Source organism: Bradyrhizobium sp. USDA 4504 (genome assembly GCF_054063995.1).
In genome coordinates this window covers 4,768,894-4,794,887 of record NZ_JBSSGV010000001.1, presented here as the reverse complement: position 1 = coordinate 4,794,887, position 25,994 = coordinate 4,768,894, and the positions used below count along the sequence as shown (strand labels likewise).

The following is a 25,994-nucleotide window of genomic DNA, read 5'->3' as shown; positions in this document are numbered from 1 at the left end:
GTTGCGGGGGAAGACAAGATGGCCGTTACCACCGGGGATCTTCGACCGACGTCGGGCACGTGGCGCACGCCACTTGTCATCATCGTCTGTGGCTGCGCGATTGCGCTGCTGAGCTTCGGGCCGCGCTCCAGCCTCGGCTTCTTCGTGCAGCCGATGAGCCATGAATTCACCTGGGGCCGCGACGTGTTCGGCCTCGCGCTGGCGCTGCAGAACCTGTTGTGGGGGCTCGGCCAGCCGATCGCCGGCGCGATTGCCGACCGCTTCGGGCTGCTGCGTGTGATGGTCGTCGGCGCACTGCTTTACGCCGCGGGCCTGCTCCTGATGCGTTACTCGGCGACGCCGCTCTCGCTCAACCTTGGCGCCGGCGTCTTGATCGGCTTCGGCCTGTCGGGCTCATCGTTCAACCTGGTGCTGTCGGCGTTCAGCAAGCTGCTGCCGCCCGCGCAGCGCGGCATCGCGCTCGGCGCCGGCACCGCCGCGGGCTCGTTCGGCCAATTCCTGTTCGCGCCGTTCGGCGTCGCGATGATCGACAATTTCGGCTGGCAGACCGCGCTCCTCGTATTCGGCGCGCTGATGCTGCTGATCCTGCCGCTGTCGCTGGCACTCTCGACACCGCCGGCGGAGACGAATGACGCCGCGCCGGCCGATCAGCAGTCGTTCAAGACCGCGCTGGCGGAGGCGTTCGGCCATCGCTCCTACGTGCTGCTGGTGCTCGGCTTCTTCACCTGCGGCTTCCAGCTCGCCTTCATCACCGTGCATCTGCCGGCCTATCTCGCTGACCGCGGCATTCCGGCATCGACCGGCGGCTGGGTGATCGCGGCGATCGGCCTGTTCAACATCGTGGGCTCGCTCAGCGTCGGCTGGCTGCAGAACGTCTTCCCGAAGCGCTACATCCTGTCGGTGATCTACTTCACCCGCGCGCTGTCGATCGTCGCCTTCATCTCGTTCCCGATCACGACCTTCTCGGCGATCGCGTTCGGGGCGATCTCCGGCCTGACCTGGCTCTCCACAGTGCCGCCGACTTCGGCGCTGGTGGCGCTGATGTTCGGCACGCGCTGGTTTGCGACGCTGTACGGCTTCGCCTTCGTCAGCCATCAGGTCGGTGGCTTCCTCGGAGTCTGGCTCGGCGGCATCGTGTTCGAGCAGTACGGTTCCTACACCCCGATCTGGTGGCTGTCGGTGCTGTTTGGCGTGCTGTCCGCGCTGATCAACCTGCCGATCGTCGAAAAGCCCGTCGTCCGCCCGGTTGCGCAGCCTGCCTGATGGGGTAAATCATTTCCCCGAAACCAAGATTACGGGGAGTGCACATCGTGGCAACGTTCAAGGCAATCAGGATCGACAAGGCGGACAAGGGTACCACCGCCGCACTCACCCAATTCGACGAAGCCGAGCTGATGGACGGCGACGTCACCGTCCGCGTCGAGTGGTCGACACTGAACTACAAGGACGGCCTCGCACTGACTGGCAAGGCACCGGTGGTGCGCCGGTTCCCGATGATCGCCGGCATCGATTTCGCCGGCACGGTCGAGCAATCCAGCCATCCGGACTGGAAGGCGGGCGACAAGGTCGTCTGCAACGGCTGGGGCATGGGCGAGACCCATCTCGGCGCCTACGCTGAAAAGGCCCGCGTCAAGGGCGACTGGCTGGTGCGGCTGCCCGACGGCATCTCGGCCCGCGATGCGATGGCGGTCGGTACCGCCGGCTATACCGCGATGCTCTCGGTGCTGGCGCTGGAGAAGCATGGTCTCACTCCGAAGAGCGGCCCTGTGGTGGTCACGGGTGCCGCCGGCGGCGTCGGCTCGGTGGCGATCGCCGTGCTCTCGAAGCTTGGCTACCACGTCATCGCGTCGACCGGGCGGATGTCGGAGACCGACTATCTCAAGGGTCTCGGCGCCACCGAGGTGATCGACCGCGCAGAACTGTCAGGTGCGCCCAAGGCGCTGGCGAAGGAGCGCTGGGCCGGCGGCGTCGACAGCGTCGGGTCGACCACGCTCGCCAACCTGCTGTCGATGACGAAGTATGGCGGAGCCATCGCGGCCTGCGGTCTGGCGGCCGGTATGGATCTGCCGTCGTCGGTCGCGCCCTTCATTTTGCGGGGCGTGTGCCTGCTCGGTATCGATTCAGTGATGTGTCCGATCGAGCTGCGGAGGACCGCCTGGCGCCGCCTTGCCAGCGATCTGGATAAGGCAAAACTGGCTGATATTACTCACGAAATCGCCCTGGACGAAGTCATGGGCTTTGGCGCGAAAATCCTCGGTGGCCATGTCCGCGGCCGCATCGTGGTAAAAATAGTCTGAGGACGTTCAGACTTTACCAACCAAGCTGCTCCAATGTTGCCACTGTTGGTATGGTAAGCAGCGGGTAAAGAGACTTGCAGCATGATCCCGGGGGGCCGGGTTTCCTCGCGCAGACGTCGAAAAGCGTTGGTGCGGGGGTCATGCGCAACAAGGAGCGAGTGCCCGCGCTCGTAAGTGGAGTAGCTCATGCTTGCGCGTTTGGTGTTGGGGGCCGTCACGGCCGGAGCAATGGTCGTGCCGGCATTCGCGGGCATGATGAACGCCGATGAGGCCCGCAGATTCGTCGCCGGTAAGGTGTTCGCCTTCACCTGTTTCGATGGCACCCGCGGTGCCGGTCGCATCCTCGACGATCTGGGCGCGGCAGGCTCGGTCCAGTTCTCCGGCTCGGGGCCGATCCGTCACCTGCGCCTGCCCGGCAACACGCTGCAGATCCGCGGTCAGAGCGTTTGCGCGTCGCTGAAGGGCATTCCGTTCGAACCGTGCTTTAATCTCGACAAGCAGGACGACCGCTCGTTCCGCGGCTCGGTCTCCGGCATGGGCTTTGCCTATTGCGATTTCCATCACCAGGGCGGCCAGCAGATGCTGATGGCGCGCGCGGCGGCGCGTCCGCGCTCGCTGCATCCGCGAACCCGATCCGCGGATGCCTCGCAGACCGAAGTGTCGCGCGTTGAGACGCCGCAGGTCGGAAGCGCGAAGCTCGAGCCGGTCAAGGCCGAGCCCGCCAAGGTCGAGAGCGCGCCGGAATTGCGCCGCTCCACCGACTAACCTTTCATCTGCGCGCTAGCGGGAATAGCGCCGCCAAGCCGTAGTCATACGGATGGCGGTCGCCACGCCTTGCTCGCTACTCAATACCTGGCGTTCGCCGTGAGGCGGGACATTGGGGACTCTGATTTTGAGTAGTCATATGGCGCAATATTTTTTTCGAATTAGTGATGGCGATTACGCTGGTGCATCCGACCACGCGACGGAGTTTGAAAGCCGCGACGTGGCCTGGGCCGAGATGACCAAGGTCTGCGGAAATTTCCTCGGCAGCATTTCGCGCAATCTGAAGCAGAACAGCGAATGGCACATGGAGCTGCTCGACGAGGGCAGAAAACCCGTGTTCAGGATTCGACTGGTCGCCGAGTCCGTCGACTGAAGCTGTCTTTCAGGACGGCAAGTCCTAACCCTCAGCCTGCGCGAGCGGCTGAGCGGTTCGCCTGCGAAACAGGATCCGCTGATACAGCCAGCCGATCGCGACCAGCACGATGCCAAGGCACATGAACGACAGCGCCCGGTAGACACCCGTGAGCGTCGACATGTCGATCAGGAACGCCTTCAGGATCGTCAGCCCGATCACCGCAGCAGACGCGAGCCGCGCCCGCTGCGAGTTGACGACGATGCCGATGCCGAGCAGCGCGACGCCGAACATCAGCCAGGCGATCGAATAGGTGTATTGCTCCGCGCCCGTGGTCTCGCCGCGCGTCAGCACGGGTCCGTGGTAGAGCCTGCGGATCTCGAACGTGACGTAAGCGAGCGCAAGGACCAGCGCGCTGGCGGCGATCGTGTTGGCATAGCCGGCAGGACGATGGCCCGCCACCGCATAGGACAGCAGCAGCGCCAGCACCGCCGGCAGCGCGTAGCCGAGCAGCAGCAGGTTGATGAAGCTGCCGCCGACGTCCTGCCACCACAGCATCGGGTTCTCCAGCGCCAGCAGTCCGAACAGGCTGGCAAGCCCGGCGAATGCGGTCAGCAGGATCGCGCCGACATTGTGCACGATGCTGCCGCTGCGCAGGCGCAGCCGCTCCAGTCCGATCGCCATCGCAAGCGTCGCGCCGACCTGCAGCGCGACCTCGGTCAGCCCGGCGCTGGCATAATAGACATCGCCGCTGTTGACCGCGTGGCGGATCTCCATGAAGGCAAGCAGCACCGTGAACAGGATCGCGGCGGATTCGACGATGCGCAGCGGGACGTCGTCGCCGTTGCGACGCAGGAAATGGCTTGCCGCCCAGAATGACAGCGCCGGCACGCCATAGCCCCACAGCAGCCAGTTGAAGATCGGCGTGGTGCCGACGGCGTCGCCCGCGATCCGCGGCTCATAGCCGATGCGCAGCACGACGATGCCGGCCAGGATCGCGGCAAGCCAGCGCAGGAACGGAATCGGCCGCTGCACCGACAGCCACGCCGTGCCCATCGACACCAGCGCGAGCGCGATGGTGAGCCAGCCCTTGTCGAGCGCGAAGGTCAGCGCCAGCGCCAGCGAGGCGAGGGCGCCGGTGGCGGACAACGCAATCGAAGGCGACAGCTCCGGCCGCTCGTCGCGCCGGGTCAGCGCCTCGGTCGCGGCTGCGTAGGCCGCCGCCAGCAGCACGGCGAGGACCGCGAACGGGATCGAGCGGTCGAGATGCGCGATGCGTGCATAGAGTGCGACCAGCAGCGCGACCGGCGTGAACACCGCCGCCGCGGCCCAGGTCACCGTGACCTTCGTGGTGGTAAAACGGAATTGCGCGAGGAAGCCGGCGATGCCGAAGGCGGCCGCGAACAGCGCGGCGGTGACGAGATGCAGCGAGACCGAGCCATCGGTCACGGACCGGCCGATGCCGGGGATCGCGCCGCCCGGCAGCACCAGCATGTCGACGTTGCGGCGGACGGCCCATTCGCCGAACACAATGAACACGAAGATCGACGCGGCGCCGATCGCACGGGTAGCAGCAGGCGCGCGCCAGGCGACAAGCAGGCTCGCGGCTGTCAGCAGCGCAAAGCCGATCATCGCGGTGTCGGCGTGGGCGCTGTTGAGCACGATCAGCATCGCGCCAAACAGATAGGCGGCGAGCGAGCTAGATGAAATCGGCTCGATCTCCTCGCCGTCGCCGTCGGGACCGAACATGAAGCCGCAGACCACGAGCAGCGCCGCCAGCACGAAGCCCGCGATGACATGGAAGACGTGCGGCGCGATCATCTCGGGCCCGCATTGCAGGCAAGGGAAGGTCCACAGCAGCGCGAAGGCGATCGTCGTGACCGCGAGCCAGCGCCACAGCCGGATCCGGGCGAGGCCGAACGCCGCCGCCGTGACGATGGCGAGGTAGACGTAGAGCGACCAGAAGTCGGGCTTGTCTGACGACACCAGGAGCGGCGTGACGAAGGCGCCGACGATGCCGAGCCCGGCCAGCGCGGGTCCGTGCAGCAGCGCGGCCGCCAGCGTGCCGAGCGCGACCATACCGAGCAGGATGAAGGCGCTCGCCGGGGCGAGGAAGTCATACAGCGCGTAGGCGGCGTAGACGGTAGCGAATGCCACCGCGGTGCCGGCGGCGGTGAGGATCGCCGGGATGTTGGCGATCGGCAGCGCCGCGATGTTGGAGATGCTTTCCTGGCGCCTGGTCCATTCACCGGCGCCGAGCAGCGCCAGCGCAAACAATCCGCCGAGCATCGTGCGGACGCCGGGGCCGAGCAAGCCGGCCTCGATCGAATAGCGCACCATGAAGAAGCCGCCGAGCGCGAGCGTCAGGCCGCCGATCCACACCACCCAGCGCGTGCCGAGAGTCTCCTCGAAGCCGGGTGCAGGCTGCGGCGGGGCTGTCGGCTCCGGCAGGGGCGGCGGTACGGCACCTGGCGCGTCCGCGGCTGGCTCGATCTGCGCGGCCGGTTCGCCGGGAGCCGCCTCCGGGAGCGGTGGCGGCGCGACGGAAGACGCCGTCGGCGGCGTCTGCTCGAACTCCTGCAGCGGGGCCAGCGGCGGCGGCACGGCTGTCTGCATGGCGGCGCCACCCGCGGCCTCGATCGCATCCAGGCGGCGCTGCAGCAGGTCGATCCGGCCCAGCGCCTTGCGCGCGAAAATGATCGCGACGATGGCGAGGACGAGCGTCAGGAAGTCGAACGGCGAATCGAACATCGGGCCTCCGGCAGGACGCGCCGGACTTGGCCAGCCCGGCGGCCCGTCGCAACCTAGTAGTGCAGTGAGGAGGACCGGAAGTTCAAGCGATCGGGCGTGACCGGCCGCGCTTAGTCCAGATCGATGCGGAAGGGCCGGCCTTCGACGCTCATGCTGCCGGGACCCATCGCGTCGAGTGCACGCAGCATCCGGCCCTCGCGTCCCAGCGCCTTGTCGGCGAGGCTGACGATCAGCCGGTTGGGAGCCGCGATCGGCGAGGCCTCGCGGATCATCCGGGCGATGGACATTTCGTCGCGGTGCGGGTTGAGGGCGCAGACCGTGGCGAATGCGCTCGCGGTCGAGCGGCTGATGCCGGCGTAGCAATGCACCACCATCGGTGCTTGGCGATCCCAGCCGCGCACGAAGCTCAGCACCTTCTCGATATGCGACTCGTTGGGCGCAACGAAGCCGTCCATCTGTTCGATGATGTCGTCCATCGACACTTTCAGGTGGTTGGCCGGCAGCACGGAAGGCGGCCGCTGCACCTGGTCGACATTGGCCATCACAGTCAGCACATGGCTGGCGCCGGTGGCGCGAACCGTGTCGGAGAGTGCGGCAAGCGAGCAGACGTGAAGCATGATAGTCCCTCTATCGGGGGTGCCGGATTATAACGGCTGCTCCCGAACGGGCAAAGGCGGGGGTGCCATGCCGATTCATCGTTTTGCGGCGCAACCGGCGGCACGTTTTCGCTGCCGCCCTACGAGGCGTGCAATGCCTCGAAGCGCTCGAGGAACTGCTTTTCGGCCCGCGCGGCGGTCCATGGCGTCAGATAGTCGCGCTCGGTCGCTTCGGGCAGTTCCGGATCGCGGCCGAACAGCCGCTTGGCCTCGGCTCGCGAAAATCCCGCCAGATGCGTCGCCTCGAGATAGGCGGCGCCGCGATCGGCGGCCTTGATCTGCTGGGTGATCTCGTCCGCCAGCACGGCGGGCAGGCCGAAGCGGATATGGATCGCGCCGAGCAGCCGCTTCTCCACCGCCTTGTATTCGCCTGACAGCACCGCCTTGAACGGTGAGATCATGTCGCCGATGACATATTCCGGTGCGTCGTGCAGCAGCGCCGCGAGACGATGGCGGATGTCGACGCGCGGCATCTGCTGGCGCATCACGGCTTCGACCAGCAGCGTGTGCTGAGCCACCGAGAAGATGTGCGCCCCGCTGGTCTGGCCGTTCCAGCGCGCGACCCGCGCCAGTCCATGCGCGATGTCGACGATTTCGATATCGAGCGGCGACGGGTCGAGCAGGTCCAGCCGGCGTCCCGACAACATCCGCTGCCAGGCGCGGGTTGTCTCCGTCGATTTGCGCGCCGTCATTTCTTCTTGAGTCGCGGTGTGCGGAGCTTGCCGCTGCAGCTCTCGTGGCAGAAGCAGGTCACGAGGTGATCGTTGACCATGCCGGTCGCCTGCATGAAGGCGTAGACGATGGTGGGACCGACGAACTTGAAGCCGCGCGCGCCGAGCTCCTTGGAGACCTTGATCGAGACCGGCGTCGAGGCCGGCACGCTCGCGGTGGTCTTGAATTGATTGACCTTCGGCTTGCCGTCGACGAAGTCCCACAGGAAATTCGAGAAGCCGGGGCCTTTCTCCATGATTTCCAGATAGCCCTTCGCACTCGCCACCGCGCCTTCGATCTTGGCGCGATTGCGCACGATGCCGGCGTCGTTCATCAGCGCGTGCACCTTCTTGGCGTTGTAGCGCGCGATCTTCTCGGGCTGGAAATCGTCGAAGGCTTTGCGGAAGTTCTCGCGCTTGCGCAGGATCGTGATCCAGGACAGACCGGCCTGGAAGCCGTCGAGGATCAGCTTTTCGTAGAGCGCGCGGTCGTCATATTCCGGCACGCCCCATTCATTGTCGTGATAGGCGACGTAGAACGCATCCTCGCCCGGCCAGGGGCAACGCGTCTTGCCGTCAGGGTGCAGTTGCGCGGTACGGCTCATGCGGTCTGCTTGGGTGTGATGCGGACGGCGTCGGGTTCGGCGAGGTGAAGCGACAGCCCGCCCGCGGTCAGCGCCAGGCCGGCGTCGAGCGCATCGGCGACGCGGTCGATGCGGACCAGCGCGAGACCCTTCTCGCCGGCGGTCGAGCCGATGGTGCCGACCTGCTTGTCGCCGGCCAGGATGGTAGCGCCGGCTTCGGGGGCGGGGCCGTCGAGGACAATCTTCACCGTACGGGTGCGCGCCGTGCCGCGGTGCTGCATGCGCGACACCACCTCCTGGCCGACATAGCAGCCCTTGTCGAAATCGACGCCGTTGAGGCGATCCATATTGGTCTCGTGCGGGAAGGCGTCGCCATACATGAAGTCGAGCCCGCCGCGCGGCACGCCGGTGGCGATCCGATGCGCCTCGTAGGCGCTGGAGTCGACGAGATCGGCACCGATCAGCTCAGCGAGCTTCTGCTTCAAATCTTCCGGAATCAGGATGCGCCAGCCGAGCGCTGGGTTGCGCGGATCGGCGAACGCGAGATCCGGCGTCGCCGCCGGCTCGCCATCCCAAGCTGCCAGCACACCGAGGCTATCGGACAGGTTCTCGACCACGACCTTGGCGCGCAGCTTGTAGAAGCCGAGCTTGTCGGCAAGACCCTTGGCGAGCGCGCGCGGCGCGTCGATCAGGAAGCCGCCGCCATGACCTGAGGGTATCTCGGTGATCAGGAAATCGACGATGATCTTGCCTTGCGGCGTCAGCAGCGCGCCAAACCGGGCCTGTCCCGCGCGCAACTCGGCGATGTCGGCGGTGATGAGGCCGTTGAGGAAGTTGCGGGCGTCCTCGCCAGAGACCTTGACCACGCCCCGATCCGGAAGAAACGCTGCTTTCATTCGCAAAATTGGCTCTTTTTCCAAGTTCCTTGGGAAACGCGCAGGCCGCGATATCCCCTGCCAAGCTAAGGCGCTAGAGTGCGCCGAACAAGGCCCGCGCGACAGCCGAAAGCGGGCGTCGAGGACCGATGAATCAGCATTTTGACACCATTCTAAAATCCGGCACCGTGGTCAATCAGGACGGCGAGGGCGTGCGCGATATCGGTATCGCGGGCGGCCGTATCGCCGCGATCGGCTCGCTCAATCAGGCCTCGGCCGGCGAGGTGATCGACTGCAAGGGCCTGCACATCCTGCCCGGCGTGATGGACACCCAGGTGCATTTCCGCGAGCCCGGGTTGACCCAGAAGGAAGACCTCGAGACCGGCTCGCGCAGCGCGGTGATGGGCGGGGTCACCGCCGTGTTCGAGATGCCGAACACCAATCCGCTGACGGTCACCGAAGCGGCCTTCACCGACAAGATCAAGCGCGGCCGCCATCGCATGCATTGCGATTTCGCGTTCTTCATCGGCGGCACCCGCGAGAACGTGCAGGATCTGCCGGAGTTCGAGCGCGCCCCGGGCTGCGCCGGCGTCAAGGTGTTCATCGGCTCCTCCACCGGCGCGCTGCTGGTCGAGGACGACGAGAGCCTGCGGCGGATCTTCCAGGTGATCCGGCGCCGCGCCGCGTTCCACGCCGAGGACGAGTATCGCCTCAACGAGCGCAAGCCGCTGCGGATCGAGGGCGATGCTCGCTCGCATCCGGTGTGGCGCGACGAGACCGCCGCGCTGATGGCGACCGAGCGCCTGGTCAATCTCGCGCGCGAGACCGGCAAGCGCATCCACGTGCTGCACATCTCGACCAAGGACGAGATTCTGTACCTGCGTGACCACAAGGATGTCGCCTCCTGCGAGGCGACGCCGCACCACCTCACCATGGCCGCGCCGGAGTGCTACGAGCGGCTCGGCACACTGGCCCAGATGAACCCGCCGGTGCGCTCGGCCGATCACCGCGCCGGCATCTGGTACGGTATCGAGCAGGGCATCATCGACGTGCTCGGCTCAGATCACGCGCCGCATACGCTGGAGGAGAAGGCCAAGACCTATCCGGCCTCGCCGTCGGGCATGACCGGCGTGCAGACGCTGGTGCCGCTGATGCTCGATCACGTCAATGCCGGGCGGCTGTCGCTGGCTCGCTTCGTCGATCTCACCAGCGCGGGGCCTGCGCGCCTGTTCAACATCGCCTGCAAGGGCCGCATCGCGGCCGGTTACGATGCCGACTTCACAATCGTCGACCTGAAGCGCAGCGAGACCATCACCAACAAATGGATCGCCTCGCGCGCCGCCTGGACGCCTTATGACGGCGTGCGGGTGCAGGGCTGGCCGGTCGGCACCTTCGTGCGCGGCCGGCGGGTGATGTGGCAGGGCGAAGTCACGACGCCATCGACCGGCGAGCCGGTTCGGTTCCTCGAGACGCTGAAGCCGTAGGTTCGCGTTTGACGCGTTTTCTTGACGCGAACCGGCGGCCCACTTCGCTCGAAAACGCTATCGTTTTACTGTCGGGCCAATGCCAGCGAGAACTCGCCGTTGCGCACGCGCGCGGCGAGGCCCTCGGCGAATTTCGCCACCGCGTCCTCGCCATAGGTGCCGACCAATTCGGCCAGCGCCGCGAACAGGCTCGCCTGCGCGAGGCAGTCGCCATCGACGCCGTCGTGACGCGCTTCAGCCCAGGCCTCGTTCAGGTAGCCCAGCGCGGCCTGCTTCTGCTCGTGGTCGGGTCGCGGGTCTTGGTGATGGGGGAAGGACGCTGGATGGCGCATGAAACTCTGCAAATTGACAGCGCGCGGTCCGAGGAGCGAACCACTGCGACGTGCGAGATGTATCACGCATGCAGGTACCGCCTAGCCCACATCTTTCGAAAAGGTTAACGGCGGCCTCGGCATTTAAAGGGCAATTCCGGATATCCGGGCCGCGATCAGCCGAATGAGCTGTGGATATGGTCCAGCACCGCGCGCGGCGTGGCGCACAGATGGCTGGCGCCGGCCTCGGTCAGCTCCTCGGGCGTGCCGTAGCCATAGGTGACGCCGACCGCCCGGATGCCGTTTCGATTCGCCCCGATCACGTCGTGGCTGCGATCGCCGATCATCAGGGATTTGGCCGGATCGGCCCCGGTCTGCGCCAGCGCATAGGTGAGCAGGTCGACCTTGTTGACCCGGGTTCCGTCGAACTCCGAGCCGAACACGTGGTCGAAATAGCCGCCGAGGCCGAAATGCGCGATGATCCGCGTCGCGAACACATGCGGCTTCGAGGTCGCGACGAACATCCGGCCCGGTGCCCGGCGCAGCTCGGCCAGAACCTCCGCGATGTCGGGATAGACCGCATTCTCGAACAGCCCGACATCTCCGAATCTCTCGCGGTAGAGCGCGACCGCGCGGTCCGCGAGCTCCTCGCCGCCGAGCAGCATCGCAAAGCTCGCCCTGAGCGGCGGCCCGATGCACCAGGTCAGTTCATCCTGCGAGGGAACCGGCCGGCCGAGCTTTTCCAGCGCGTACCGGATCGAGCCGGTGATGCCGGGCTTCGGGTCGGTCAGGGTGCCGTCGAGGTCGAAGAAGATCGCCCGTTCAGTTGGCATAGCGGGCCGTCAGGTCGCGGGAGATTTTCGAGCCCTCCTCGATGTAGCGGCGGATCGCTACCGTGGCCGCGGGCGTGCAGGTCCGGTAGGTCTGCTGGAAGCCGTTATAGCCGCGGTTGAAGCCCGCGATCATGCGGGCGCGGCGGTCGCCGGAGGGGGTCTCGGCATCGATCAGCGCCTGCATCTCGTTGCGCCATTTGGCGCCCTCGTTGGAGCCGCAGATGCCGCGCAGATAGTGCAGGGCGCCGAGGATCTCGGCCAGCCGCTGCAAATCGCCGTCGAACGGCGCAGCCGCGTCCTGCGCCCGGGCGGGCGTCGCAAGGCATGCCGACAACAGGATCACAACGGCGAGAAAGGCTTTGATCATCGGGGTTCCGGAATAGCCGTGGTATGCCCCCTCAATGCGCCCGAGGCAAGGCGGCCGAGCCCCCCAAAGCCGCTAAAACGGGCCTCAAACCAGCCGCCGGGCGGCCGCAATCACCTCATGCAGGCCGCCGGTGACCTTGAGGTCGCCGATCTCCTCCGGCGCCAGCCATTTGAAATCGTCGTGCTCGTCGTTCAGGTGAGGCTCGCGGGACGCCCAGCGCGCCGCGAAGGTCATGATCAGATAGTGTCCGGTGCCAGGGCCGGTCGGCAGCACCTCGCGCCAGCCGGCGAGGCCGACGATCTCGACCTTGAGGCCGGTCTCCTCGTCGATCTCCCGGTGCAGGGCGGTATGCAGCGATTCGCCGAACTCGACCCGGCCGCCGGGCAGCGAATAGAAGCCCTTGCCGGGCGAGCGGGCGCGGCGCACCAGCAGCACCTTGTCGTCGCGGAAAATCACGCCTGACACGGCGAGCTGCGGGCGGATCGGAGGTTCGGGAGAGGTCAAGGTGATTGGCAGCCGGTTGTGAAGACCATCATGCCCGATATCTCAGGCGCCCGCCATGATGCTGTCGACATCGGCCTCTGCGGCGCCGTTGATGATGCCGGCGGTCTGCATCACCAGCGGCTTGACCCAGACGATCGCCTGCTCGGCGAGCGCGACCCGGCTCTTGTCCTGCTGCAATTGCCGCATCGCCGCCCCGACCTCGGTCAGGATCTTCGTCATGCTGTCGGTGAGCTGGTCGAATTCGGCCCGGATTGCGGCGTCCGCGGTCTCATAGGCCTCGATCGCGAGATCGCGTGCCCGGAAATTCGACGCGGTGAAATGCTCGGCATAGGACAGCGGCTGCCATTCGAGGAAATCGCTGGCGCATTCCGGCAGGTCCGGGACCATCTCCAGCAGCATGATGGCTTCGTTGAAGTGATTGAGGTAGTCGGTGGCAAGCCCGGTGCGGGGATTGATGTTGGCGGCGCGCAACAGCGCCGCCCGCGCCTCATCGGGGTACGTCGGTCGCGGGGAAGAGTCCGCTATGGCGGCCGTTGAGGTCATTGATCGCAGTCTTTAACGGTCCAAGTTAAGGCAGAATAAACGGATACCACTCTGGACGGCAAATGTGCGGACGCTTTGTCATAACCTCGCCGCCGGCGGCCTTGCGCGAGATGTTCGGCTATATCGAGCAGCCGAATTTTCCGCCACGGTATAATGTTGCGCCGACCCAGCCGATCCCGGTGGTGCTGCTGCAGAATGGCGGCCGGCATTTTCAATTGATGCGCTGGGGCCTGATCCCGTCGTGGGTCAAGGACCCCAGGACCTTCTCGCTCCTGATCAACGCGCGCTCCGAGACGGTGCGTGAGAAGCCGGCCTTCAAGAACGCGATCAAGCGGCGCCGGGCGCTGATCCCCGCCGACGGCTATTACGAATGGCAGGATGCCGGCGGCCGCAAGCGGCCGTTCTTCATCCATCGCCGCGACGGCCATCCGCTCGCCTTCGCCGCGCTTGCCGAGACCTGGATGGGGCCGAACGGCGAGGAGCAGGATACGGTCGCGATCGTCACTGCGCCGGCCAGTCCCGACCTCGCGCAATTGCATCACCGCGTGCCGGTCACGATCAGGCCCGCGCAATTCGCGCGCTGGCTCGACTGCCTGCCGAACGATGTCGACGACGTGATGCCGATGCTGAAGGGCCCCGAGGTCGGCGAGTTCGCCTGGCACCAGGTCACGATGCGCGTCAACGCGGTCGCCAATGACGATGCGCAATTGCTGCTGCCGATGACCGCGGATGAAATCGCCGCGGAGGACGCGCCGCAGCCGAAGAAGGCCGCGCCGAGAAAGGCGGCGGTGCGGGAGGACGACGGGCAGGGGTCGTTGTTTTGAGGGCTCACTGAACCGGCGTGATGCAGCGCGGATTTGCGTCAGCTCTCCACATCGTCGTCCTGGCCTTCGCCAGGACGACGATGAAGATGGACCTCGATTCAACCGGTGCGCAATTGCGCACCTGAGGGCTCGCGCCAAGTGGCGCGCTCCGGCATGACAGAGCCAGAGATCACCCCTTTACGTGTGCCACGCCCTCGATCTCGATCAGCATCTTTGGATTGGGCAGCGCCACCACCACGCAGGTGGTGCGCGCGGGGTAGGGGGCGGGGCCGAACGCGCCGGCATACAGCGCGTTCATCGTCGCGACGTCGCTCGCGCGCGTCAGCAACACGTTGACCTTGACGAGATCGCGCATCGTCGCGCCCGCCTCGCTCAGCACGCGCTTGATATTGGTCACGACATTGGCGAACTGCGCCTCGAAGCCGTCGGGCAGCTCGCGATTGGCGTCAAAGCCGGGAATGCCGGAGATGAACAACAAATCGCCGACGCGGGCGCCGAACGAGAGTGGCGGCGCCTGGACGCCGGGCGGAGGAGGGAAGTGCTTGATTGTGGTCTTTTCAGTCATTGGGTCACCCGTCTGCGTGAGATGGAAGGGGAGAAGTTTCGATGGCGCGCGGTGCCGCTGCACGCCGGCGCCAAAGATTCCTGCCGAAGAGATTCTGGCCGATCATGCCTGCGAGCATCGCGAGAACGAAGACCACGATCGGTAGCGAGAGGCCGGCGATATTGACCAGTGCCGGCCCGGGGCAGATGCCGACGAGGCCCCAGCCGATGCCGAACAGCACCGCGCCGGCAACCAGCGGCGCATCGATGTCGGTGCGGTCGGGCCAGAGGAAGCGCGCCGAGAAGGCGGGGGCCGTGCGCCGCCGGGCGATCGCGAAGCCGGTTGCTGCGACCGCAACCGCGCCCGCCATCACGAAGGCGAGCGTCGCGTCCCACGCGCCGAACAGATCGAGGAAGCCGAGCACCTTCTGCGGATCGGTCATGCCGGAGATCAGAAGCCCCGCGCCGAAGATCAGGCCGCAGGCAAAACTGGCAAGCACCGGCATCGCTAAACCGCTCCTTGTTTGAGCATGATCCTTTCGGAAAACCGCTTCGCACTTTTCCGGATCATGCTTAGCCTCCGATCCCGTGCCTGACGATTGCGACCGTTGCGATCGCCGTCAGCATGAAGATGCATGTTGCCACGATCGAACGGCCGGACAGCCGCGCGAAGCCGCAGACGCCGTGGCCCGAGGTGCAGCCATTGCCCATCCTTGTACCGAATCCGACCAGCAGTCCCGCGATCGCGACCACCACAAGGCTCGCATTCATCGCCGGCCGCGGCAGCGGCGCGCCGAACAGCGCCGCAATCAGGGGCGCTCCGATCAGTCCCGCGATGAACGCGATGCGCCAGGAACGATCGGCGCTACGGTCGGCGCTGCGGTCGGCGGTATCGGCCTGCAGCGCGCCGCCGACGATGCCGGTGACCCCGGCGATTCGCCCGGTCAGCAGCATCAAGAGCGCGGCGGCAAGCCCGATCAGCGCGCCGCCGGCTAGGCCGGAAAGTGGGGTGAAATCGTGCATCGATGCAGATCCCTGTTGCGCAAACTCCTCAGCGATCCGGCAAAGCGGTGGGCGCGCATGCGCCAGTGGTCGCGCGGCTGCAGAGGCGATGATAGACTCCGCACCATCAGGAACAAGCGCAATCCCGCATGTTTCGCGGCATTTCAGCGATGCCGCCGGTCGGCTGGATTGCCGCGATTCGCTCTCACTTCGTCCGGAGAATCCCCCATGAAGTTGCCATCCGTCGCCCGCGCCGCGCTGCTCGCGCTGGCGATGCTCACCGGAACGTCCGCTGTCCTGGCTGACGAGGGCGCGGTGACGCTCGTGATCTTCAAGGGCGGCTGGGTGTTCGGCGGCTCCGCCGGCAAGGGCGTCATGACCTTCCACGGCCAGACCTATGGGCTCACGGCCGGCGGGCTGGACTATGGGCTCGTGTTCGGCGGCTCGCAGACCACGTTGCAGGGGCGGGTGCGCAATATCCGCCGTCCGCAGGATATCAACGGCGTCTATGCCGCGGCGGGCATGGGCGTTGCGCTCGGCGCCGGCGTGCGCGGCATCCTCTTGACCAACCAGAACGGCGCGGTGCTCGAACTGAGCGGCAAGCAGGTCGGGCTGATGGCCAATGTCGACCTCAGCGGGCTTGCGATCACGTTGAAGGAATAAGCGTTCGGTCTCGTAGCGATTTCGTAGGATGAGTAGAGCGAAGCGAAACCCATCGACTTCGGTGCGCCGGGAGAGATGATGGGTTTCGCGGAGTCATCGGGCCGCGCTTTGCGCGGACCCGTTGGCTCTACGATCCTACGATCCTACGATTCCGTGATCCACTCGGCGAGTTCGCGCCACGGCTGTAAGGTCCAATGACCCGAGGCCGCGCCGGATGGCGACGGCAGCACGAACACTTCGGGAAAGCCATTCACCGATGGCTGCCGACCGAGCACGAGCGCGTTGGTCGGCCTGTTGTAGAACAGGCTCGCCGCCTTCCTGCTGGTGAAGGCGACGGTGTTCGGCCGATAGGTCTCGATCTTCGTCCGGAAGCCCACCACGTCGAACGACTGCCTGTTGATTTCGTGATCCATCCCGGCGCCGGTCTTGGAGAGATCGGTGAAGCCGATGCCGAGCGCGAGCAGCGCCGCGAACTCGTCCGGCCGATAGCGCCGCGGCGTGATGCCGGCCTCATGCAGCGCACGCCAGAACCGGTTGCCGGGATGCGCGTAATAATGCCCGACGGCGGCCGAGCGCGTGCTCGCTGCGGTGCCGACGAACACCAGGCGCAGATTGGCGCGGAGCTGGTCGGGGAGGCGGTGGGAATTGTTCGCGGGCATCTGGGGGCTGAATAAAGTAATCACGCGTTGGCACATGACTTCACCTGGAATCGAGCGGCGAACTGCGCCTCACCTCTCCCGATTGCGGGCAGGGCAATCCGGTGTTTCCGCGCCGTCATGGCCGGCACAAGGCCGGGCATGACGAGTTTGTGGCGCTATCGAGCCCATATGCGATTGCCAGCACTCGCAGGGGAGGCGCGTTCCCAAAATATCGAAAACAACCCCATGCAAAGTACAAAGTAGCCGGCGGTGGCCGGCGTTCGACCAGGCTACTTGACACGTCGGGCAACTCACGGATATTTTCCAATATTCCGAAATCACGCAGGCGCACGCTCGCCTCCCGGGGCATATGGCATTCGTGCGCTTCTGTAAGCGACGTTTCCATGTCGTCGTGGCCGCCAGCCATATGCATAGCCCTGCGGCTTGCGGGGGGCAGTGCCGTCGCTGTCGTCATTCAAGCTAGTCCCGTCACGCGCTAGCGCACCGGCTCCTTGACCTCTTCTTCCGTCGTGACCGCTTGCGACGGTCCGGTTGCGCGCACCATCAGGAACGTCCCCGAGAACCTTGTGCCGCGGATGCTCCAGCGGCCGTCGATCTCGGTCGCGTCGGCATTGACCGCGCCTTCATAGTGCACGGTGTTGTAGCCGTAGCCAGGCGGCTCGTAACGTTTGACGAACGTAACAGCGCTGCCGGAGCGCTGGCCCGCAAGCGATGCATTGTGCGTGCTGATCGGACAGCCCGGCATCACGCAGGGTTCGGTCACGCTGCCGCCGAGCGCGCCGCCGGCGTCGATCAGCGTCGCCAGGAACGTGACCATGCCGCTCGGCTGAACATAGCTGCCGTCCCAGACGCCGGTGAGATTGTCGGTCATGTCGCTTGCCCGGATTGCGCTTGGCGAAATTGCAGTGATCGATGTGGTGCACGCAGCGCCTCAACGCAAGTCGTGCCCGATCGCGCGGTTGCTTGCAGGTGCAAAAGGGTCTGTAATCCGCTCAAACAGATCAAGAAGAATTCGGGAGCGGACATGACAGGAGAGGCGAAAACCCACTTTGAGGTGATCGTGGTCGGCGCCGGCGTCGCGGGCATCTACCAGATCAAGCGGCTGGCCGATCTCGGCATCGACGCCACCGTGCTCGAAGCCGCGCCCGATCTCGGCGGCACCTGGTACTGGAACCGCTATCCGGGCTGCCGCTTCGATTCCGAGAGCTACACCTATGGCTTCTCATTCTCGCGCGAGCTGCTCGACGAGTGGCACTGGAAGGAGCGCTTCTCCGGCCAGCCCGAGAATCTGCGTTACCTCAACTACGTCGCCGACAAGTTCGACCTGCGCAAGTACATGCAGTTCAATTGCAAGGTCGATATCATGCAGTTCGACGAGACGCGCGACCTCTGGCAATTGAGGATCAGTGACGGCCGCGAACTGACCTGCCGCTTCGTGGTGCTCGCGATCGGGCTGTTGTCGGCGCCGACCATGCCGCGCGTGCCTGGCATCGATGACTTCAAGGGCCGCTCGTTCCACACCTATTACTGGCCGCACGAGCCGGTCGATCTTGCCGGCAAGAAAGTTGCGGTGATCGGCACCGGCGCCACCGGCATCCAGCTGATCGGCGAGATCGCAGACAAGGTCGGCGAGCTCACGGTGTTTCAGCGCCGGCCGAACTGGAGCGCGCCGCTCAACAACTCAGCGATCTCCGACGAGGAGATGGCCGACATCCGCGCCCGCTATGACGAGATCTTCGCTGCCTGCGCGCTGACGCCGGGCAGTTTTGTCCATGGCCCCGACAAGCGCGGCTTCTACGAGGTGAGCCGCGAGGAGCGGCTCAAGCTGTGGGACAGGCTCTACGACGAGCCCGGCTTCGGCATCTGGCTCGCGAACTTCCGCGAGATCTTCATGGACGAAGCCGCCAATGCGGAGCTCTCGGAATATATCGCGGGCCGCATCCGCCAGCGCGTGAACGATCCTGATGTCGCCGAGAAGCTGATCCCGCGGGATCACGGCTTCGGCGTGCAGCGCCTGCCGCTGGAGACCCGATATTTCGAGGCGTACAATCGCGACAATGTGCAGCTCGTCGATCTCTCCGAAACGCCGCTGGTGCGCGTCACCAAGAGGGGCCTGCGCACCACGGCGCGCGACTACGATTTCGACATCATCGTCTACGCCACCGGCTTCGACGCCATCACCGGCGCCTACGACCTGATCGATATCAGGGGCATCGGCGGCGAGAGCCTTGCCGACAAGTGGAAGCACGCGCCGTCGACCTTCCTCGGCATGCTCGTGCACGGCTTCCCGAACCTGTTGATGCCGACCGGTCCGCAAAGCGCCTCCGCGTCGACCAACTTCCCGCGCGGCATCGAGAACGGCGTCAACTGGTGCACCAACCTGCTGCAATACATGTGGGACCGCGGTCTGACCCACGCCGACGCCACGCTCGAAGCGCAGCAGCGCTGGACCGCGCATGTCGTCAAGATGTACGAGATCATGCTGATGCGCAAAGCCAAGTCGTGGTTCACCGGCTACAACTCCAACGTCGCCGGCCACGAGGAGGGGACGGTCCGCTACTTCGTCTACAACGGCGGCACGCCGAAGTTCTTGGGGATCATCAACGGGGTTGCGGAGAAAGGGTATCAGGAGATTGCGTTTGGTGCGGGGGCGCGGGGCGGTGTGCAAGCAGCTGTCGGGGCGACGGCGTAGGATTCAGGAATAGTCCGGTAGCCCGCATGAGCGCAGCGATATGCGGGACAGGTAAACCCCGGATATCGCTTCGCTCATCCGGGCTACTTGCTCAAGCCGTCGCCGCCGAATGTCACATCGAGCAGCGAACATACGGCGTCTCGATGGGCACCGGTGCCTTGGAGCTGAGTATGATCTTGTTCTCTCCGGAGAGTGTTATGTCGAATGACACGTCCGAAACCGCGACGCCGTCCGAGCACGCCGCAATCACGCGAACATTCTGCCCGTCATCATGCAGCGATTTGACGGTGCATTTTTGAAACGTGCCGGTGATTTGCTTGCCCTGGACGATCAAGCCTCCCGCGTTGAGATCGGCATCTTTCTTGAACGCGAGCTTGTTGTTCTCCTTGGTGAAGACCTGGTTGCAAGCCGAGGCGTCGATCGTCCAGGCTCCGCTCAAATCCGCAGCCTGTGTCGAGGCCGCTTGCGCAACGAGAAGTACGAATAGCACAGCGTTGAAGGTTCTCATGAAACTCTCCAATCAAATGGTCACAGGGGTAATATCCCTGACCCGACCTTCATCGCTTTCGAGCGTCATAGCAAGCGATGAGATAGCGGATTTTTCGTTGATCCAAGTCAAGGGTTCTGCGGAGCGCCTGGTGTGGACCTGGGCCGGTTGCTGTCGTGACCGGCCTCCACAAGCCGAACACACGCACTAAATCATAAGTGAATGATCCAGACGCAAAAAGGCCGGGCTTTCACCCGGCCTTTCGTTTTTGGATGGATGCCCGGGGCGTCCCGCGCGAAGACGCGCTCCGCGCTGTTGCCCGGGCATGACGAGCGGTGAGGGTCAGAACACCCTGTTGCTCTCCTTCACCTTCTCCGCGTCCAGATACACGTCGCTTCCCATCTCCTTGAACTTGGCGCTCATCTGCGCCATGCCCTGCTCCTTGTCGTTGAGCGTCGCGGCGTAGTCGCGGACGTCCTGGGTGATCTTCATCGAGCAGAATTTCGGGCCGCACATCGAGCAGAAATGCGCGACCTTGTGGGCTTCCTTCGGCAGGGTCTCGTCGTGGAAGTTCTTCGCGGTGTCGGGATCGAGGCCGAGGTTGAACTGGTCCTCCCAGCGGAAGTCGAACCGGGCACGGCTGAGCGCATCGTCGCGGAGCTGCGCGGCCGGATGGCCCTTGGCCAGATCAGCGGCGTGGGCCGCGATCTTGTAGGTGATGACGCCGGTCTTGACGTCGTTGCGATCCGGGAGACCCAGATGCTCCTTCGGCGTGACGTAGCACAGCATCGCGCAGCCGAACCAGCCGATCATCGCAGCGCCAATGCCCGAGGTGATGTGGTCGTAGCCCGGCGCGATGTCGGTCGTCAGCGGCCCGAGGGTGTAGAACGGCGCCTCGCCGCACTCCTTGAGCTGCTTGTCCATGTTGATCTTGATCTTGTGCATCGGCACGTGGCCGGGGCCCTCGATCATGACCTGGCAGCCCTTGTCCCACGCGATCTTCGTCAGTTCGCCGAGCGTCTCGAGCTCGGCAAACTGCGCGCGGTCGTTGGCGTCCGCAATCGAGCCGGGGCGCAGACCGTCGCCGAGCGAGAACGAGACGTCATACTTGCGCATGAGGTCGCAGATCTCGTCGAAATGGGTGTAGAGGAAGCTCTCCTTGTGATGCGCAAGGCACCACTTCGCCATGATCGAGCCGCCGCGCGACACGATGCCGGTGACGCGGTTGGCGGTGAGATGGATGTAGGGCAGCCGCACGCCGGCGTGGATCGTGAAATAGTCGACGCCCTGTTCGCACTGTTCGATCAGGGTGTCCTTGTAGAGTTCCCAGGTCAGCTTGACCGGATCACCGTCGCACTTCTCCAGCGCCTGGTAGATCGGCACGGTGCCGATCGGCACCGGCGAGTTGCGCAAAATCCATTCGCGGGTGGTGTGGATGTTGCGCCCCGTCGAGAGGTCCATCACGGTGTCGGCGCCCCAGCGGATCGCCCACACCATCTTGTCGACCTCTTCCTCGACCGACGAGGTCACCGCCGAGTTGCCGATATTGGCGTTGATCTTGGTCAGGAAGTTGCGGCCGATGATCATCGGCTCGAGCTCGGCATGGTTGATGTTGGAGGGAATGATGGCGCGGCCGCGCGCGATCTCGTCGCGGACGAATTCCGGGGTGATGAAGGCCGGCACGGAGGCGCCAAAGCTCTCGCCGTCGGCAAGCGCGGCCTCGGCGCGCTCGAGCTGTTGCTTGCGGCCGAGATTCTCGCGCTCGGCGACGTAGATCATCTCCTTGGTGATGATGCCGGCGCGGGCGAATTCGAGCTGCGTGATCTTGTGGCCGTCGAGGCCGCGCAGCGGCGTGTGGTGCGCGGTGAACGCCTTGGCGGCGTGGGCGGCGCCGACATTGCCGTTGTCCTCCGGCTTGATGGTGCGACCCTCATATTCCTCGACGCCGCCGCGCTCCTTGACCCAGGCGAGCCGATTGCGCGGCAGGCCGGCGTTGACGTCGATCGTCACGTTCGGGTCGGTGTAAGGGCCCGAGGTGTCGTAGACCGGCAGGTTCGGCTCGCCGGCGCCCTCCGACAGCATGATCTCGCGCAGCGGCACGCGCAGATCGGACGCGGCCTCCGGCGTCGCAAAGATCTTGCGTGAGGCGGGCAGCGCGCCGGTGGTGACGGCGGGACGGGTGGTGTCGGGATTGGAGCGGATGTTCATGAGGGATCCTCCTTAATCTTGTCGTCATTCCGGACGGTCCGTTAGGACCGATCCGGAATCTCGAGATGGTGGCGCGAGATTCCGGGTTCACGCTTCGCGTGCCCCGGAATGACGCTGGTGAGAGTTACGTGCATCACGCGGCCTCCGCGCTGAGGCCGAGCCATTGTCTGACCCGCGCGTCGGGGTCGGGGTTCTGGGTGACGTCACTGACGACGGCGATCGAATCGGCGCCGGCGGCGAAGATCTCGGCGGCGTGCTCGAACTTGATGCCGCCGATCGCGACAAGGGGGATCGAGCCGATCCGCTTCTTCCACTCGGTGATCTTCGGAATGCCCTGCGGCTCGAACCGCATCGATTTGAGCGTGGTGAAGAAGATCGGGCCGAGCGCGACATAGTCGGGCTTGGCGGCGAGCGCGGTGGCGAGCTCGGCGTCGTCATGGGTGGAGATGCCGAGCGTCAGCTTCGCTTTGCGGATCTCGCCGAGGTCGGCCTCGGCGAGGTCTTCCTGCCCGAGATGCAGATGCTCGGCGCCGGCGACGATCGCCGCGCGCCAATAGTCGTTGACCACGAGCTTGGTCGGCGTGCCCTTGGTCACTGCGAGCGCATCGCTGACGATCTGCAGCGCCCCGGCATCGTCGAGCTCCTTGGCGCGCAGCTGGATGGTGCCGACGCCGAGTTTTGTCAGTCGCTCGACCCATTTGATGCTGTCGACGACGGGATAGAAGGGATCAGGATACGGCATGCCAGAACGGGGTCCCAACGACAGGGGTGGAGGGGGAGGCGAAGTCGCGGGCTTCCATCAGTCCGGCTTCGTAAGCGGTGCGGCCGGCCTCGACGCCGAGGCGGAAGGCATTGGCCATCGCAACGGGATCGGCGGCTTTGGCGACCGCCGTGTTGAGCAGCACGGCGTCATAGCCGAGCTCGAGCGCCTCGGCGGCATGCGAAGGCGCCCCTAAGCCGGCGTCGACCACCAGCGTGATGCCGGGCAGGCGGTCGCGCAACAGCTTCAGCGCGTCGCGGTTGGTGATGCCCTTGGCGCTGCCGATCGGTGCTGCCCACGGCATCACCACCTTGCAGCCGGCGTCGACCAGCCGCGAGGCGACCGAGAAATCCTCGGTGCAATAGGGGAAGACTTCAAAACCGTCCTTGATCAGGATGCCGGCCGCCTCGACCAGGCCGACCACATCGGGCTGCAGCGTGTCGTTGTCGGCGATCACCTCGAGCTTGATCCACGGCGTGCCGAACAATTCGCGCGCGAGCTTTGCGGTGGTCACCGCTTCCTTGACGCTGCGGCAGCCCGCGGTGTTCGGCAGCACGGTGACGCCGAGCTCGCGGATCAGCGACCAGAACGCATCGCCGGTCTTGCCACCCGCCGCCTCGCGCCGCAGCGACACCGTGACGATGCTGGCGCCCGAGGCGCGGATCGCATTCTGCATGATCGCAGGCGAGGGATACAGCGCCGTGCCGATCAGCAGGCGGGACGGGAAGGATTTGCCGTAGAAGGTGACCATGTGTCTCCTCAAACTATGCCGTCGTCCCGGCGAAGGCCGGGACCCATAACCACGACCGGAAGTTGTCGGATGGGACGTCTCCCCGCGTGCTTCACTGAAGGGCCGCGGCGTATGGGTCCCGGCCTTCGCCGGGACGACGTGGGGAGGGAGCTTGCGAATAAGCTCACATCACCCTCCCTGCCGCGGCGTGATGATCTCGATCTCGTCGCCGGCTTTCAACGCGGTGTCGGCCCAGCGGCTCTTCGGCACCACGTCGTAGTTCAGCGCGATCGCGAAATGCGTGCCCTCGTAGTCGAGCTCGGCCAGCAGCGCATCGACACTGGAGGCCACGATCTCCCGCTGCTCGCCGTTGACGATCACGCGCATTGCATCACCTCATTGTCGATTTCGCCGCGCGCGAGATAGGCGAGCGTCAGCTCCGCCAGCGCCGGCGCGAGCAGGAAGCCATGACGGTAGAGTCCGTTCACCGTGATGCGTTCCTGCTCGATCCTGATTTTCGGCAGATTGTCGGGAAATGCAGGGCGCAGGCCGGCGCCGAATTCGACGATGCGCGCCTCGGCGAATGCCGGATGCACGACATAGGCGGCCCCTAACAGCTCCAGCGCCGAGCGCACGCTGACGCCGTTGTCCTCGGCCTCGATCGAGGTCGCGCCCAGCATGAAGCGGCCGTCGCCGCGCGGGATCACGTAAAGCGGCCAGCGCGGATGGATCAGCCGCACCGGGCGCGCCAGTTCGACCTCGGAGGTCTCGATGATGATCATCTCGCCCTTGACGCCGCGCAAGCTCGCCTCGCGGTCGCGCGCGGCAAGGCCGCGGCAGTCGATCACGACGCCGTCGAGATCGGCTGCCTCGGCGTCGCTGCCGAACTTGATGGCGCCGCCGGCCTTGCCGATCGCGGCATGCAGCCGCGGCAGCACGCGGCGCGGCTCGACATGGCCCTCGTCGGGATAGAACAGGGCGTCACGGAAACGGCCCTCGAGCGACGGCTCGAGCGCGCGAACGCCCTCGGCGTCGATCCGGCGATGGCCGGTGGTGAGGCGGGCAAAGCGCTCGAAATCGGCGCGGTCGCGCGGATGTGCCACCACCAGCGAGCCGTTGAACGGGGTTTCCGGAACATGCTGCCGCCACAGCGCGAGCGAGCGGATGCCGAGCCGGGAGATCACCGGCTCGGAGGCCTCCGCCTCGCACCAGGGCGCCAGCATCCCGCCGGCCCAGTGGCTTGTGGATTCCGTCATCGCGGCGTCACTGCGCTCATGCAGGGTGACGGCATGTCCGGCCTCTGCGAGCAAGAGCGCATGCCAGGCGCCAGCTATGCCTGCGCCGATGATGGAGACGGGGGAATCCCCCCGCGGTCTTGACGTCTGATACATCCCTGTCCCTTCGCCGGCATGACCCGGATCAGGTTCAAAGGGTCACCGCGGTCCCGGACTATTCGCCTACTGGCTAGTCCAAGCTTGCGGTATCTCAGCTCCTCCTTCGGAGCACCCCTCGGAACGCCCCTAATGTAGGCGGATGGGCTCGTGTGTCAACTTGTATGCCAGACACGTTTGACAGGCGGTGTCGAGGATGGCCGGCACGCGTCGCGGGGCTGCGCGGACGCGATCGGTGCTATTTTTCGGCTTGTTCCGGCTTCGGCTCGGCGGTATCGGCCGTCATTTGCTCCGACTTGGCGAATTCCTTCGGCGGTGCACCCGCGCCGCCATGCTTCGCTTCCTTCAGGTGGTCCCCGCGCTGGCGCTTTGCGACGTAGTAATACCCGCCCGCGAAATAACGCACGGCTCGATCGTGATTGCCATCGGCGGCGCGATAGGCGCCGGCGAGGTACTTGATGCCGTATTTGAGGTTGGTCTGGGGATCGCGCAGACCCTCGGCGGTACCGGTGTAGCCGAGGCCGCGTGCAGTGCCGAGCTTGATTTGCATCAGCCCGATGGTGCCGCCGCGTCCGATCAGCTGCGGATGGTACTTGCTCTCGCGCACGATGACGCGATGCACCAGCTCTTCCGGTACGAGGTTGGCCTGGGCCTCGGCCGCCACCATCGCCTCATATTGCGCGCGCGATTGCGCCTGCGCGCTCGCGCAGGACGCCAGCACCGCGATTGCGGCAAGGCAGCCAAGGGCTTGTACGGTCTTCATCTCAATCGCTCGGGCTTTCAGATGCGCGTCGGTTCTGCGGTCTCATTGGTACGGCGAGCGGGCAGGAATGTGGCAAAACCTTCGCATCAGCGAACGTTAATGCCTCCGTGATTGTCCGGTCATGGGGTGAAGGGACGACGCGATTGCAATACGGATGCTTCAAATTGTTTGCTTCAATCGTCTCAGCCAAAAATTGTCTTGGCCTGCAATTTCCTTCTAATTTTTCTGACTAATTTTGCC

General features: G+C 65.4%; 30 protein-coding genes and 1 riboswitch. Of the genes, 8 read left to right on the top strand and 22 right to left on the bottom strand.

Features of this window, described 5'->3' with window-relative positions; genetic code table 11:
- Positions 1-18: 18 nt before the first annotated feature.
- From ACVMB1_RS22605 to ACVMB1_RS22590, 4 genes are all read left to right on the top strand, one after another.
- Positions 19-1,263 (top strand): MFS transporter, encoded by a 1,245-nt coding sequence (locus ACVMB1_RS22605; protein ID WP_076824017.1) that lies wholly within the window; start codon positions 19-21, stop codon positions 1,261-1,263.
- Between the two features lie 47 nt (positions 1,264-1,310).
- The gene (gene acuI, locus ACVMB1_RS22600; RefSeq protein ID WP_076824227.1) at positions 1,311-2,297 is read left to right on the top strand and encodes an acrylyl-CoA reductase (NADPH); all 987 of its coding nucleotides are present in this window, start codon (positions 1,311-1,313) and stop codon (positions 2,295-2,297) included.
- 186 nt (positions 2,298-2,483) lie between these two features.
- Complete coding sequence (locus ACVMB1_RS22595) at positions 2,484-3,062, top strand: hypothetical protein (protein WP_028332627.1); 579 nt, start codon at positions 2,484-2,486, stop codon at positions 3,060-3,062.
- A gap of 139 nt (positions 3,063-3,201) precedes the next feature.
- Positions 3,202-3,435 carry a DUF6894 family protein gene (locus ACVMB1_RS22590; protein WP_016844381.1) on the top strand — a complete coding sequence of 78 codons (234 nt, stop codon included), beginning with the start codon at positions 3,202-3,204 and terminating at the stop codon, positions 3,433-3,435.
- 24 nt (positions 3,436-3,459) lie between these two features.
- On the opposite strand, the gene ACVMB1_RS22585 is transcribed toward ACVMB1_RS22590, so the two are convergent.
- From ACVMB1_RS22585 to ygfZ, 5 genes are all read right to left on the bottom strand, one after another.
- On the bottom strand, positions 3,460-6,165 hold the full coding sequence (locus ACVMB1_RS22585) for a DUF2339 domain-containing protein (RefSeq protein ID WP_076824019.1): 2,706 nt from the start codon (positions 6,163-6,165) through the stop codon (positions 3,460-3,462).
- 110 nt (positions 6,166-6,275) lie between these two features.
- Positions 6,276-6,782 (bottom strand): tyrosine phosphatase family protein, encoded by a 507-nt coding sequence (locus ACVMB1_RS22580; RefSeq protein ID WP_028332625.1) that lies wholly within the window; start codon positions 6,780-6,782, stop codon positions 6,276-6,278.
- 119 nt (positions 6,783-6,901) lie between these two features.
- Entirely contained in the window at positions 6,902-7,513 is a 612-nt protein-coding gene (locus ACVMB1_RS22575; protein ID WP_076824022.1) for a YfbR-like 5'-deoxynucleotidase, read from the bottom strand.
- Positions 7,510-8,136, bottom strand: coding sequence for a DNA-3-methyladenine glycosylase I (locus tag ACVMB1_RS22570; RefSeq protein WP_057014934.1), 627 nt, complete (start codon positions 8,134-8,136; stop codon positions 7,510-7,512). The genes ACVMB1_RS22575 and ACVMB1_RS22570 overlap by 4 nt, the downstream gene beginning before the upstream one ends.
- Entirely contained in the window at positions 8,133-9,116 is a 984-nt protein-coding gene (gene ygfZ / locus ACVMB1_RS22565) for a CAF17-like 4Fe-4S cluster assembly/insertion protein YgfZ (RefSeq protein WP_283805953.1), read from the bottom strand. Before ygfZ ends, ACVMB1_RS22570 begins: the two co-directional genes overlap by 4 nt.
- Before the next feature lie 23 nt (positions 9,117-9,139).
- On the opposite strand from ygfZ, the gene ACVMB1_RS22560 reads away from it, so the two are divergent.
- Positions 9,140-10,474: a dihydroorotase gene (locus ACVMB1_RS22560; protein WP_076824027.1), complete on the top strand. Its 1,335-nt coding sequence runs from the start codon at positions 9,140-9,142 to the stop codon at positions 10,472-10,474.
- A gap of 65 nt (positions 10,475-10,539) precedes the next feature.
- On the opposite strand, the gene ACVMB1_RS22555 is transcribed toward ACVMB1_RS22560, so the two are convergent.
- The 5 genes from ACVMB1_RS22555 to ACVMB1_RS22535 form a co-directional block, all read right to left on the bottom strand.
- Positions 10,540-10,806 carry a hypothetical protein gene (locus ACVMB1_RS22555; protein WP_028332620.1) on the bottom strand — a complete coding sequence of 89 codons (267 nt, stop codon included), beginning with the start codon at positions 10,804-10,806 and terminating at the stop codon, positions 10,540-10,542.
- 155 nt (positions 10,807-10,961) lie between these two features.
- The gene (locus tag ACVMB1_RS22550) at positions 10,962-11,618 is read right to left on the bottom strand and encodes an HAD family hydrolase (RefSeq protein ID WP_076824029.1); all 657 of its coding nucleotides are present in this window, start codon (positions 11,616-11,618) and stop codon (positions 10,962-10,964) included.
- Positions 11,608-11,985 (bottom strand): TIGR02301 family protein, encoded by a 378-nt coding sequence (locus ACVMB1_RS22545; RefSeq protein WP_076824032.1) that lies wholly within the window; start codon positions 11,983-11,985, stop codon positions 11,608-11,610. Before ACVMB1_RS22545 ends, ACVMB1_RS22550 begins: the two co-directional genes overlap by 11 nt.
- A gap of 84 nt (positions 11,986-12,069) precedes the next feature.
- Complete coding sequence (locus tag ACVMB1_RS22540) at positions 12,070-12,489, bottom strand: NUDIX hydrolase (RefSeq protein WP_057014939.1); 420 nt, start codon at positions 12,487-12,489, stop codon at positions 12,070-12,072.
- Positions 12,490-12,531: 42 nt separating this feature from the next.
- Positions 12,532-13,032 carry a hypothetical protein gene (locus ACVMB1_RS22535; protein ID WP_057014940.1) on the bottom strand — a complete coding sequence of 167 codons (501 nt, stop codon included), beginning with the start codon at positions 13,030-13,032 and terminating at the stop codon, positions 12,532-12,534.
- 62 nt (positions 13,033-13,094) lie between these two features.
- Between ACVMB1_RS22535 and ACVMB1_RS22530 the strand changes: the two genes are divergently transcribed.
- Positions 13,095-13,856: an SOS response-associated peptidase gene (locus ACVMB1_RS22530; RefSeq protein ID WP_076824034.1), complete on the top strand. Its 762-nt coding sequence runs from the start codon at positions 13,095-13,097 to the stop codon at positions 13,854-13,856.
- Between the two features lie 169 nt (positions 13,857-14,025).
- Here the strand turns inward: ACVMB1_RS22530 and ACVMB1_RS22525 are convergent, their stop codons facing one another.
- The 3 genes from ACVMB1_RS22525 to ACVMB1_RS22515 all read right to left on the bottom strand — a co-directional run bounded on the left by ACVMB1_RS22525 (position 14,026) and on the right by ACVMB1_RS22515 (position 15,422).
- Positions 14,026-14,421: a RidA family protein gene (locus tag ACVMB1_RS22525; protein WP_076824036.1), complete on the bottom strand. Its 396-nt coding sequence runs from the start codon at positions 14,419-14,421 to the stop codon at positions 14,026-14,028.
- 4 nt (positions 14,422-14,425) lie between these two features.
- Positions 14,426-14,905, bottom strand: coding sequence for a DUF6691 family protein (locus tag ACVMB1_RS22520; RefSeq protein WP_076824039.1), 480 nt, complete (start codon positions 14,903-14,905; stop codon positions 14,426-14,428).
- Positions 14,906-14,972: 67 nt separating this feature from the next.
- Entirely contained in the window at positions 14,973-15,422 is a 450-nt protein-coding gene (locus ACVMB1_RS22515; RefSeq protein WP_076824041.1) for a YeeE/YedE family protein, read from the bottom strand.
- Between the two features lie 207 nt (positions 15,423-15,629).
- On the opposite strand from ACVMB1_RS22515, the gene ACVMB1_RS22510 reads away from it, so the two are divergent.
- Positions 15,630-16,064 carry a hypothetical protein gene (locus ACVMB1_RS22510; RefSeq protein ID WP_076824043.1) on the top strand — a complete coding sequence of 145 codons (435 nt, stop codon included), beginning with the start codon at positions 15,630-15,632 and terminating at the stop codon, positions 16,062-16,064.
- Between the two features lie 143 nt (positions 16,065-16,207).
- Here the strand turns inward: ACVMB1_RS22510 and ACVMB1_RS22505 are convergent, their stop codons facing one another.
- Together ACVMB1_RS22505 and ACVMB1_RS22500 are read right to left on the bottom strand one after the other, a co-directional pair.
- The gene (locus ACVMB1_RS22505; RefSeq protein ID WP_057014945.1) at positions 16,208-16,723 is read right to left on the bottom strand and encodes a mismatch-specific DNA-glycosylase; all 516 of its coding nucleotides are present in this window, start codon (positions 16,721-16,723) and stop codon (positions 16,208-16,210) included.
- A gap of 475 nt (positions 16,724-17,198) precedes the next feature.
- Positions 17,199-17,594 (bottom strand): hypothetical protein, encoded by a 396-nt coding sequence (locus tag ACVMB1_RS22500; protein ID WP_057014946.1) that lies wholly within the window; start codon positions 17,592-17,594, stop codon positions 17,199-17,201.
- A gap of 153 nt (positions 17,595-17,747) precedes the next feature.
- On the opposite strand from ACVMB1_RS22500, the gene ACVMB1_RS22495 reads away from it, so the two are divergent.
- Positions 17,748-19,415, top strand: coding sequence for a flavin-containing monooxygenase (locus tag ACVMB1_RS22495; protein ID WP_076824045.1), 1,668 nt, complete (start codon positions 17,748-17,750; stop codon positions 19,413-19,415).
- 112 nt (positions 19,416-19,527) lie between these two features.
- Here ACVMB1_RS22495 and ACVMB1_RS22490 read toward each other — a convergent pair whose 3' ends face one another.
- The 7 genes from ACVMB1_RS22490 to ACVMB1_RS22460 all read right to left on the bottom strand — a co-directional run bounded on the left by ACVMB1_RS22490 (position 19,528) and on the right by ACVMB1_RS22460 (position 25,754).
- Positions 19,528-19,923 carry a hypothetical protein gene (locus ACVMB1_RS22490; RefSeq protein ID WP_057014948.1) on the bottom strand — a complete coding sequence of 132 codons (396 nt, stop codon included), beginning with the start codon at positions 19,921-19,923 and terminating at the stop codon, positions 19,528-19,530.
- Positions 19,924-20,244: 321 nt separating this feature from the next.
- Positions 20,245-22,110 (bottom strand): phosphomethylpyrimidine synthase ThiC, encoded by a 1,866-nt coding sequence (thiC, locus tag ACVMB1_RS22485; RefSeq protein WP_076824048.1) that lies wholly within the window; start codon positions 22,108-22,110, stop codon positions 20,245-20,247.
- 133 nt (positions 22,111-22,243) lie between these two features.
- Positions 22,244-22,852, bottom strand: a complete 609-nt coding sequence (thiE, locus tag ACVMB1_RS22480) for a thiamine phosphate synthase (RefSeq protein WP_076824050.1) — start codon at positions 22,850-22,852, stop codon at positions 22,244-22,246.
- A complete protein-coding gene (locus tag ACVMB1_RS22475; RefSeq protein ID WP_076824053.1) occupies positions 22,839-23,621 on the bottom strand; it encodes a thiazole synthase in 783 nt (260 codons plus the stop codon). The genes thiE and ACVMB1_RS22475 overlap by 14 nt, the downstream gene beginning before the upstream one ends.
- 168 nt (positions 23,622-23,789) lie before the next feature.
- Positions 23,790-23,987 (bottom strand): sulfur carrier protein ThiS, encoded by a 198-nt coding sequence (gene thiS / locus ACVMB1_RS22470; protein WP_076824056.1) that lies wholly within the window; start codon positions 23,985-23,987, stop codon positions 23,790-23,792.
- On the bottom strand, positions 23,978-24,991 hold the full coding sequence (locus ACVMB1_RS22465; protein WP_076824058.1) for an FAD-dependent oxidoreductase: 1,014 nt from the start codon (positions 24,989-24,991) through the stop codon (positions 23,978-23,980). Before ACVMB1_RS22465 ends, thiS begins: the two co-directional genes overlap by 10 nt.
- Positions 24,979-25,120, bottom strand: a riboswitch (TPP riboswitch). It overlaps the preceding gene by 13 nt.
- 109 nt (positions 25,121-25,229) lie before the next feature.
- Positions 25,230-25,754, bottom strand: coding sequence for a lytic transglycosylase domain-containing protein (locus ACVMB1_RS22460; protein ID WP_057014952.1), 525 nt, complete (start codon positions 25,752-25,754; stop codon positions 25,230-25,232).
- Between the last annotated feature and the right edge of the window lie 240 nt (positions 25,755-25,994).

What these genes read in the sequence shown, in the direction of transcription:
- ACVMB1_RS22575 (WP_076824022.1), bottom strand. Translation starts at nt 7,513, where the DNA reads ATGACGGCGCGCAAATCGACGGAGACAACCCGCGCCTGGCAGCGGATG.
- ACVMB1_RS22525 (WP_076824036.1), bottom strand. Translation starts at nt 14,421, where the DNA reads ATGACTGAAAAGACCACAATCAAGCACTTCCCTCCTCCGCCCGGCGTC.
- ACVMB1_RS22500 (WP_057014946.1), bottom strand. Translation starts at nt 17,594, where the DNA reads ATGACCGACAATCTCACCGGCGTCTGGGACGGCAGCTATGTTCAGCCG.
- ACVMB1_RS22460 (WP_057014952.1), bottom strand. Translation starts at nt 25,754, where the DNA reads ATGAAGACCGTACAAGCCCTTGGCTGCCTTGCCGCAATCGCGGTGCTG.
- ACVMB1_RS22545 (WP_076824032.1), bottom strand. Translation starts at nt 11,985, where the DNA reads ATGATCAAAGCCTTTCTCGCCGTTGTGATCCTGTTGTCGGCATGCCTT.
- ACVMB1_RS22490 (WP_057014948.1), bottom strand. Translation starts at nt 19,923, where the DNA reads ATGAGAACCTTCAACGCTGTGCTATTCGTACTTCTCGTTGCGCAAGCG.
- ACVMB1_RS22465 (WP_076824058.1), bottom strand. Translation starts at nt 24,991, where the DNA reads ATGTATCAGACGTCAAGACCGCGGGGGGATTCCCCCGTCTCCATCATC.
- ACVMB1_RS22475 (WP_076824053.1), bottom strand. Translation starts at nt 23,621, where the DNA reads ATGGTCACCTTCTACGGCAAATCCTTCCCGTCCCGCCTGCTGATCGGC.
- ACVMB1_RS22530 (WP_076824034.1), top strand. Translation starts at nt 13,095, where the DNA reads ATGTGCGGACGCTTTGTCATAACCTCGCCGCCGGCGGCCTTGCGCGAG.
- ACVMB1_RS22520 (WP_076824039.1), bottom strand. Translation starts at nt 14,905, where the DNA reads ATGCCGGTGCTTGCCAGTTTTGCCTGCGGCCTGATCTTCGGCGCGGGG.
- thiE (WP_076824050.1), bottom strand. Translation starts at nt 22,852, where the DNA reads ATGCCGTATCCTGATCCCTTCTATCCCGTCGTCGACAGCATCAAATGG.
- ACVMB1_RS22515 (WP_076824041.1), bottom strand. Translation starts at nt 15,422, where the DNA reads ATGCACGATTTCACCCCACTTTCCGGCCTAGCCGGCGGCGCGCTGATC.
- ACVMB1_RS22535 (WP_057014940.1), bottom strand. Translation starts at nt 13,032, where the DNA reads ATGACCTCAACGGCCGCCATAGCGGACTCTTCCCCGCGACCGACGTAC.
- ACVMB1_RS22570 (WP_057014934.1), bottom strand. Translation starts at nt 8,136, where the DNA reads ATGAGCCGTACCGCGCAACTGCACCCTGACGGCAAGACGCGTTGCCCC.
- ACVMB1_RS22585 (WP_076824019.1), bottom strand. Translation starts at nt 6,165, where the DNA reads ATGTTCGATTCGCCGTTCGACTTCCTGACGCTCGTCCTCGCCATCGTC.
- ACVMB1_RS22510 (WP_076824043.1), top strand. Translation starts at nt 15,630, where the DNA reads ATGAAGTTGCCATCCGTCGCCCGCGCCGCGCTGCTCGCGCTGGCGATG.
- ACVMB1_RS22550 (WP_076824029.1), bottom strand. Translation starts at nt 11,618, where the DNA reads ATGCCAACTGAACGGGCGATCTTCTTCGACCTCGACGGCACCCTGACC.
- ACVMB1_RS22555 (WP_028332620.1), bottom strand. Translation starts at nt 10,806, where the DNA reads ATGCGCCATCCAGCGTCCTTCCCCCATCACCAAGACCCGCGACCCGAC.
- ACVMB1_RS22590 (WP_016844381.1), top strand. Translation starts at nt 3,202, where the DNA reads ATGGCGCAATATTTTTTTCGAATTAGTGATGGCGATTACGCTGGTGCA.
- ACVMB1_RS22605 (WP_076824017.1), top strand. Translation starts at nt 19, where the DNA reads ATGGCCGTTACCACCGGGGATCTTCGACCGACGTCGGGCACGTGGCGC.
- thiC (WP_076824048.1), bottom strand. Translation starts at nt 22,110, where the DNA reads ATGAACATCCGCTCCAATCCCGACACCACCCGTCCCGCCGTCACCACC.
- ACVMB1_RS22505 (WP_057014945.1), bottom strand. Translation starts at nt 16,723, where the DNA reads ATGCCCGCGAACAATTCCCACCGCCTCCCCGACCAGCTCCGCGCCAAT.
- ACVMB1_RS22560 (WP_076824027.1), top strand. Translation starts at nt 9,140, where the DNA reads ATGAATCAGCATTTTGACACCATTCTAAAATCCGGCACCGTGGTCAAT.
- ACVMB1_RS22580 (WP_028332625.1), bottom strand. Translation starts at nt 6,782, where the DNA reads ATGCTTCACGTCTGCTCGCTTGCCGCACTCTCCGACACGGTTCGCGCC.
- ACVMB1_RS22495 (WP_076824045.1), top strand. Translation starts at nt 17,748, where the DNA reads ATGACAGGAGAGGCGAAAACCCACTTTGAGGTGATCGTGGTCGGCGCC.
- thiS (WP_076824056.1), bottom strand. Translation starts at nt 23,987, where the DNA reads ATGCGCGTGATCGTCAACGGCGAGCAGCGGGAGATCGTGGCCTCCAGT.
- ACVMB1_RS22595 (WP_028332627.1), top strand. Translation starts at nt 2,484, where the DNA reads ATGCTTGCGCGTTTGGTGTTGGGGGCCGTCACGGCCGGAGCAATGGTC.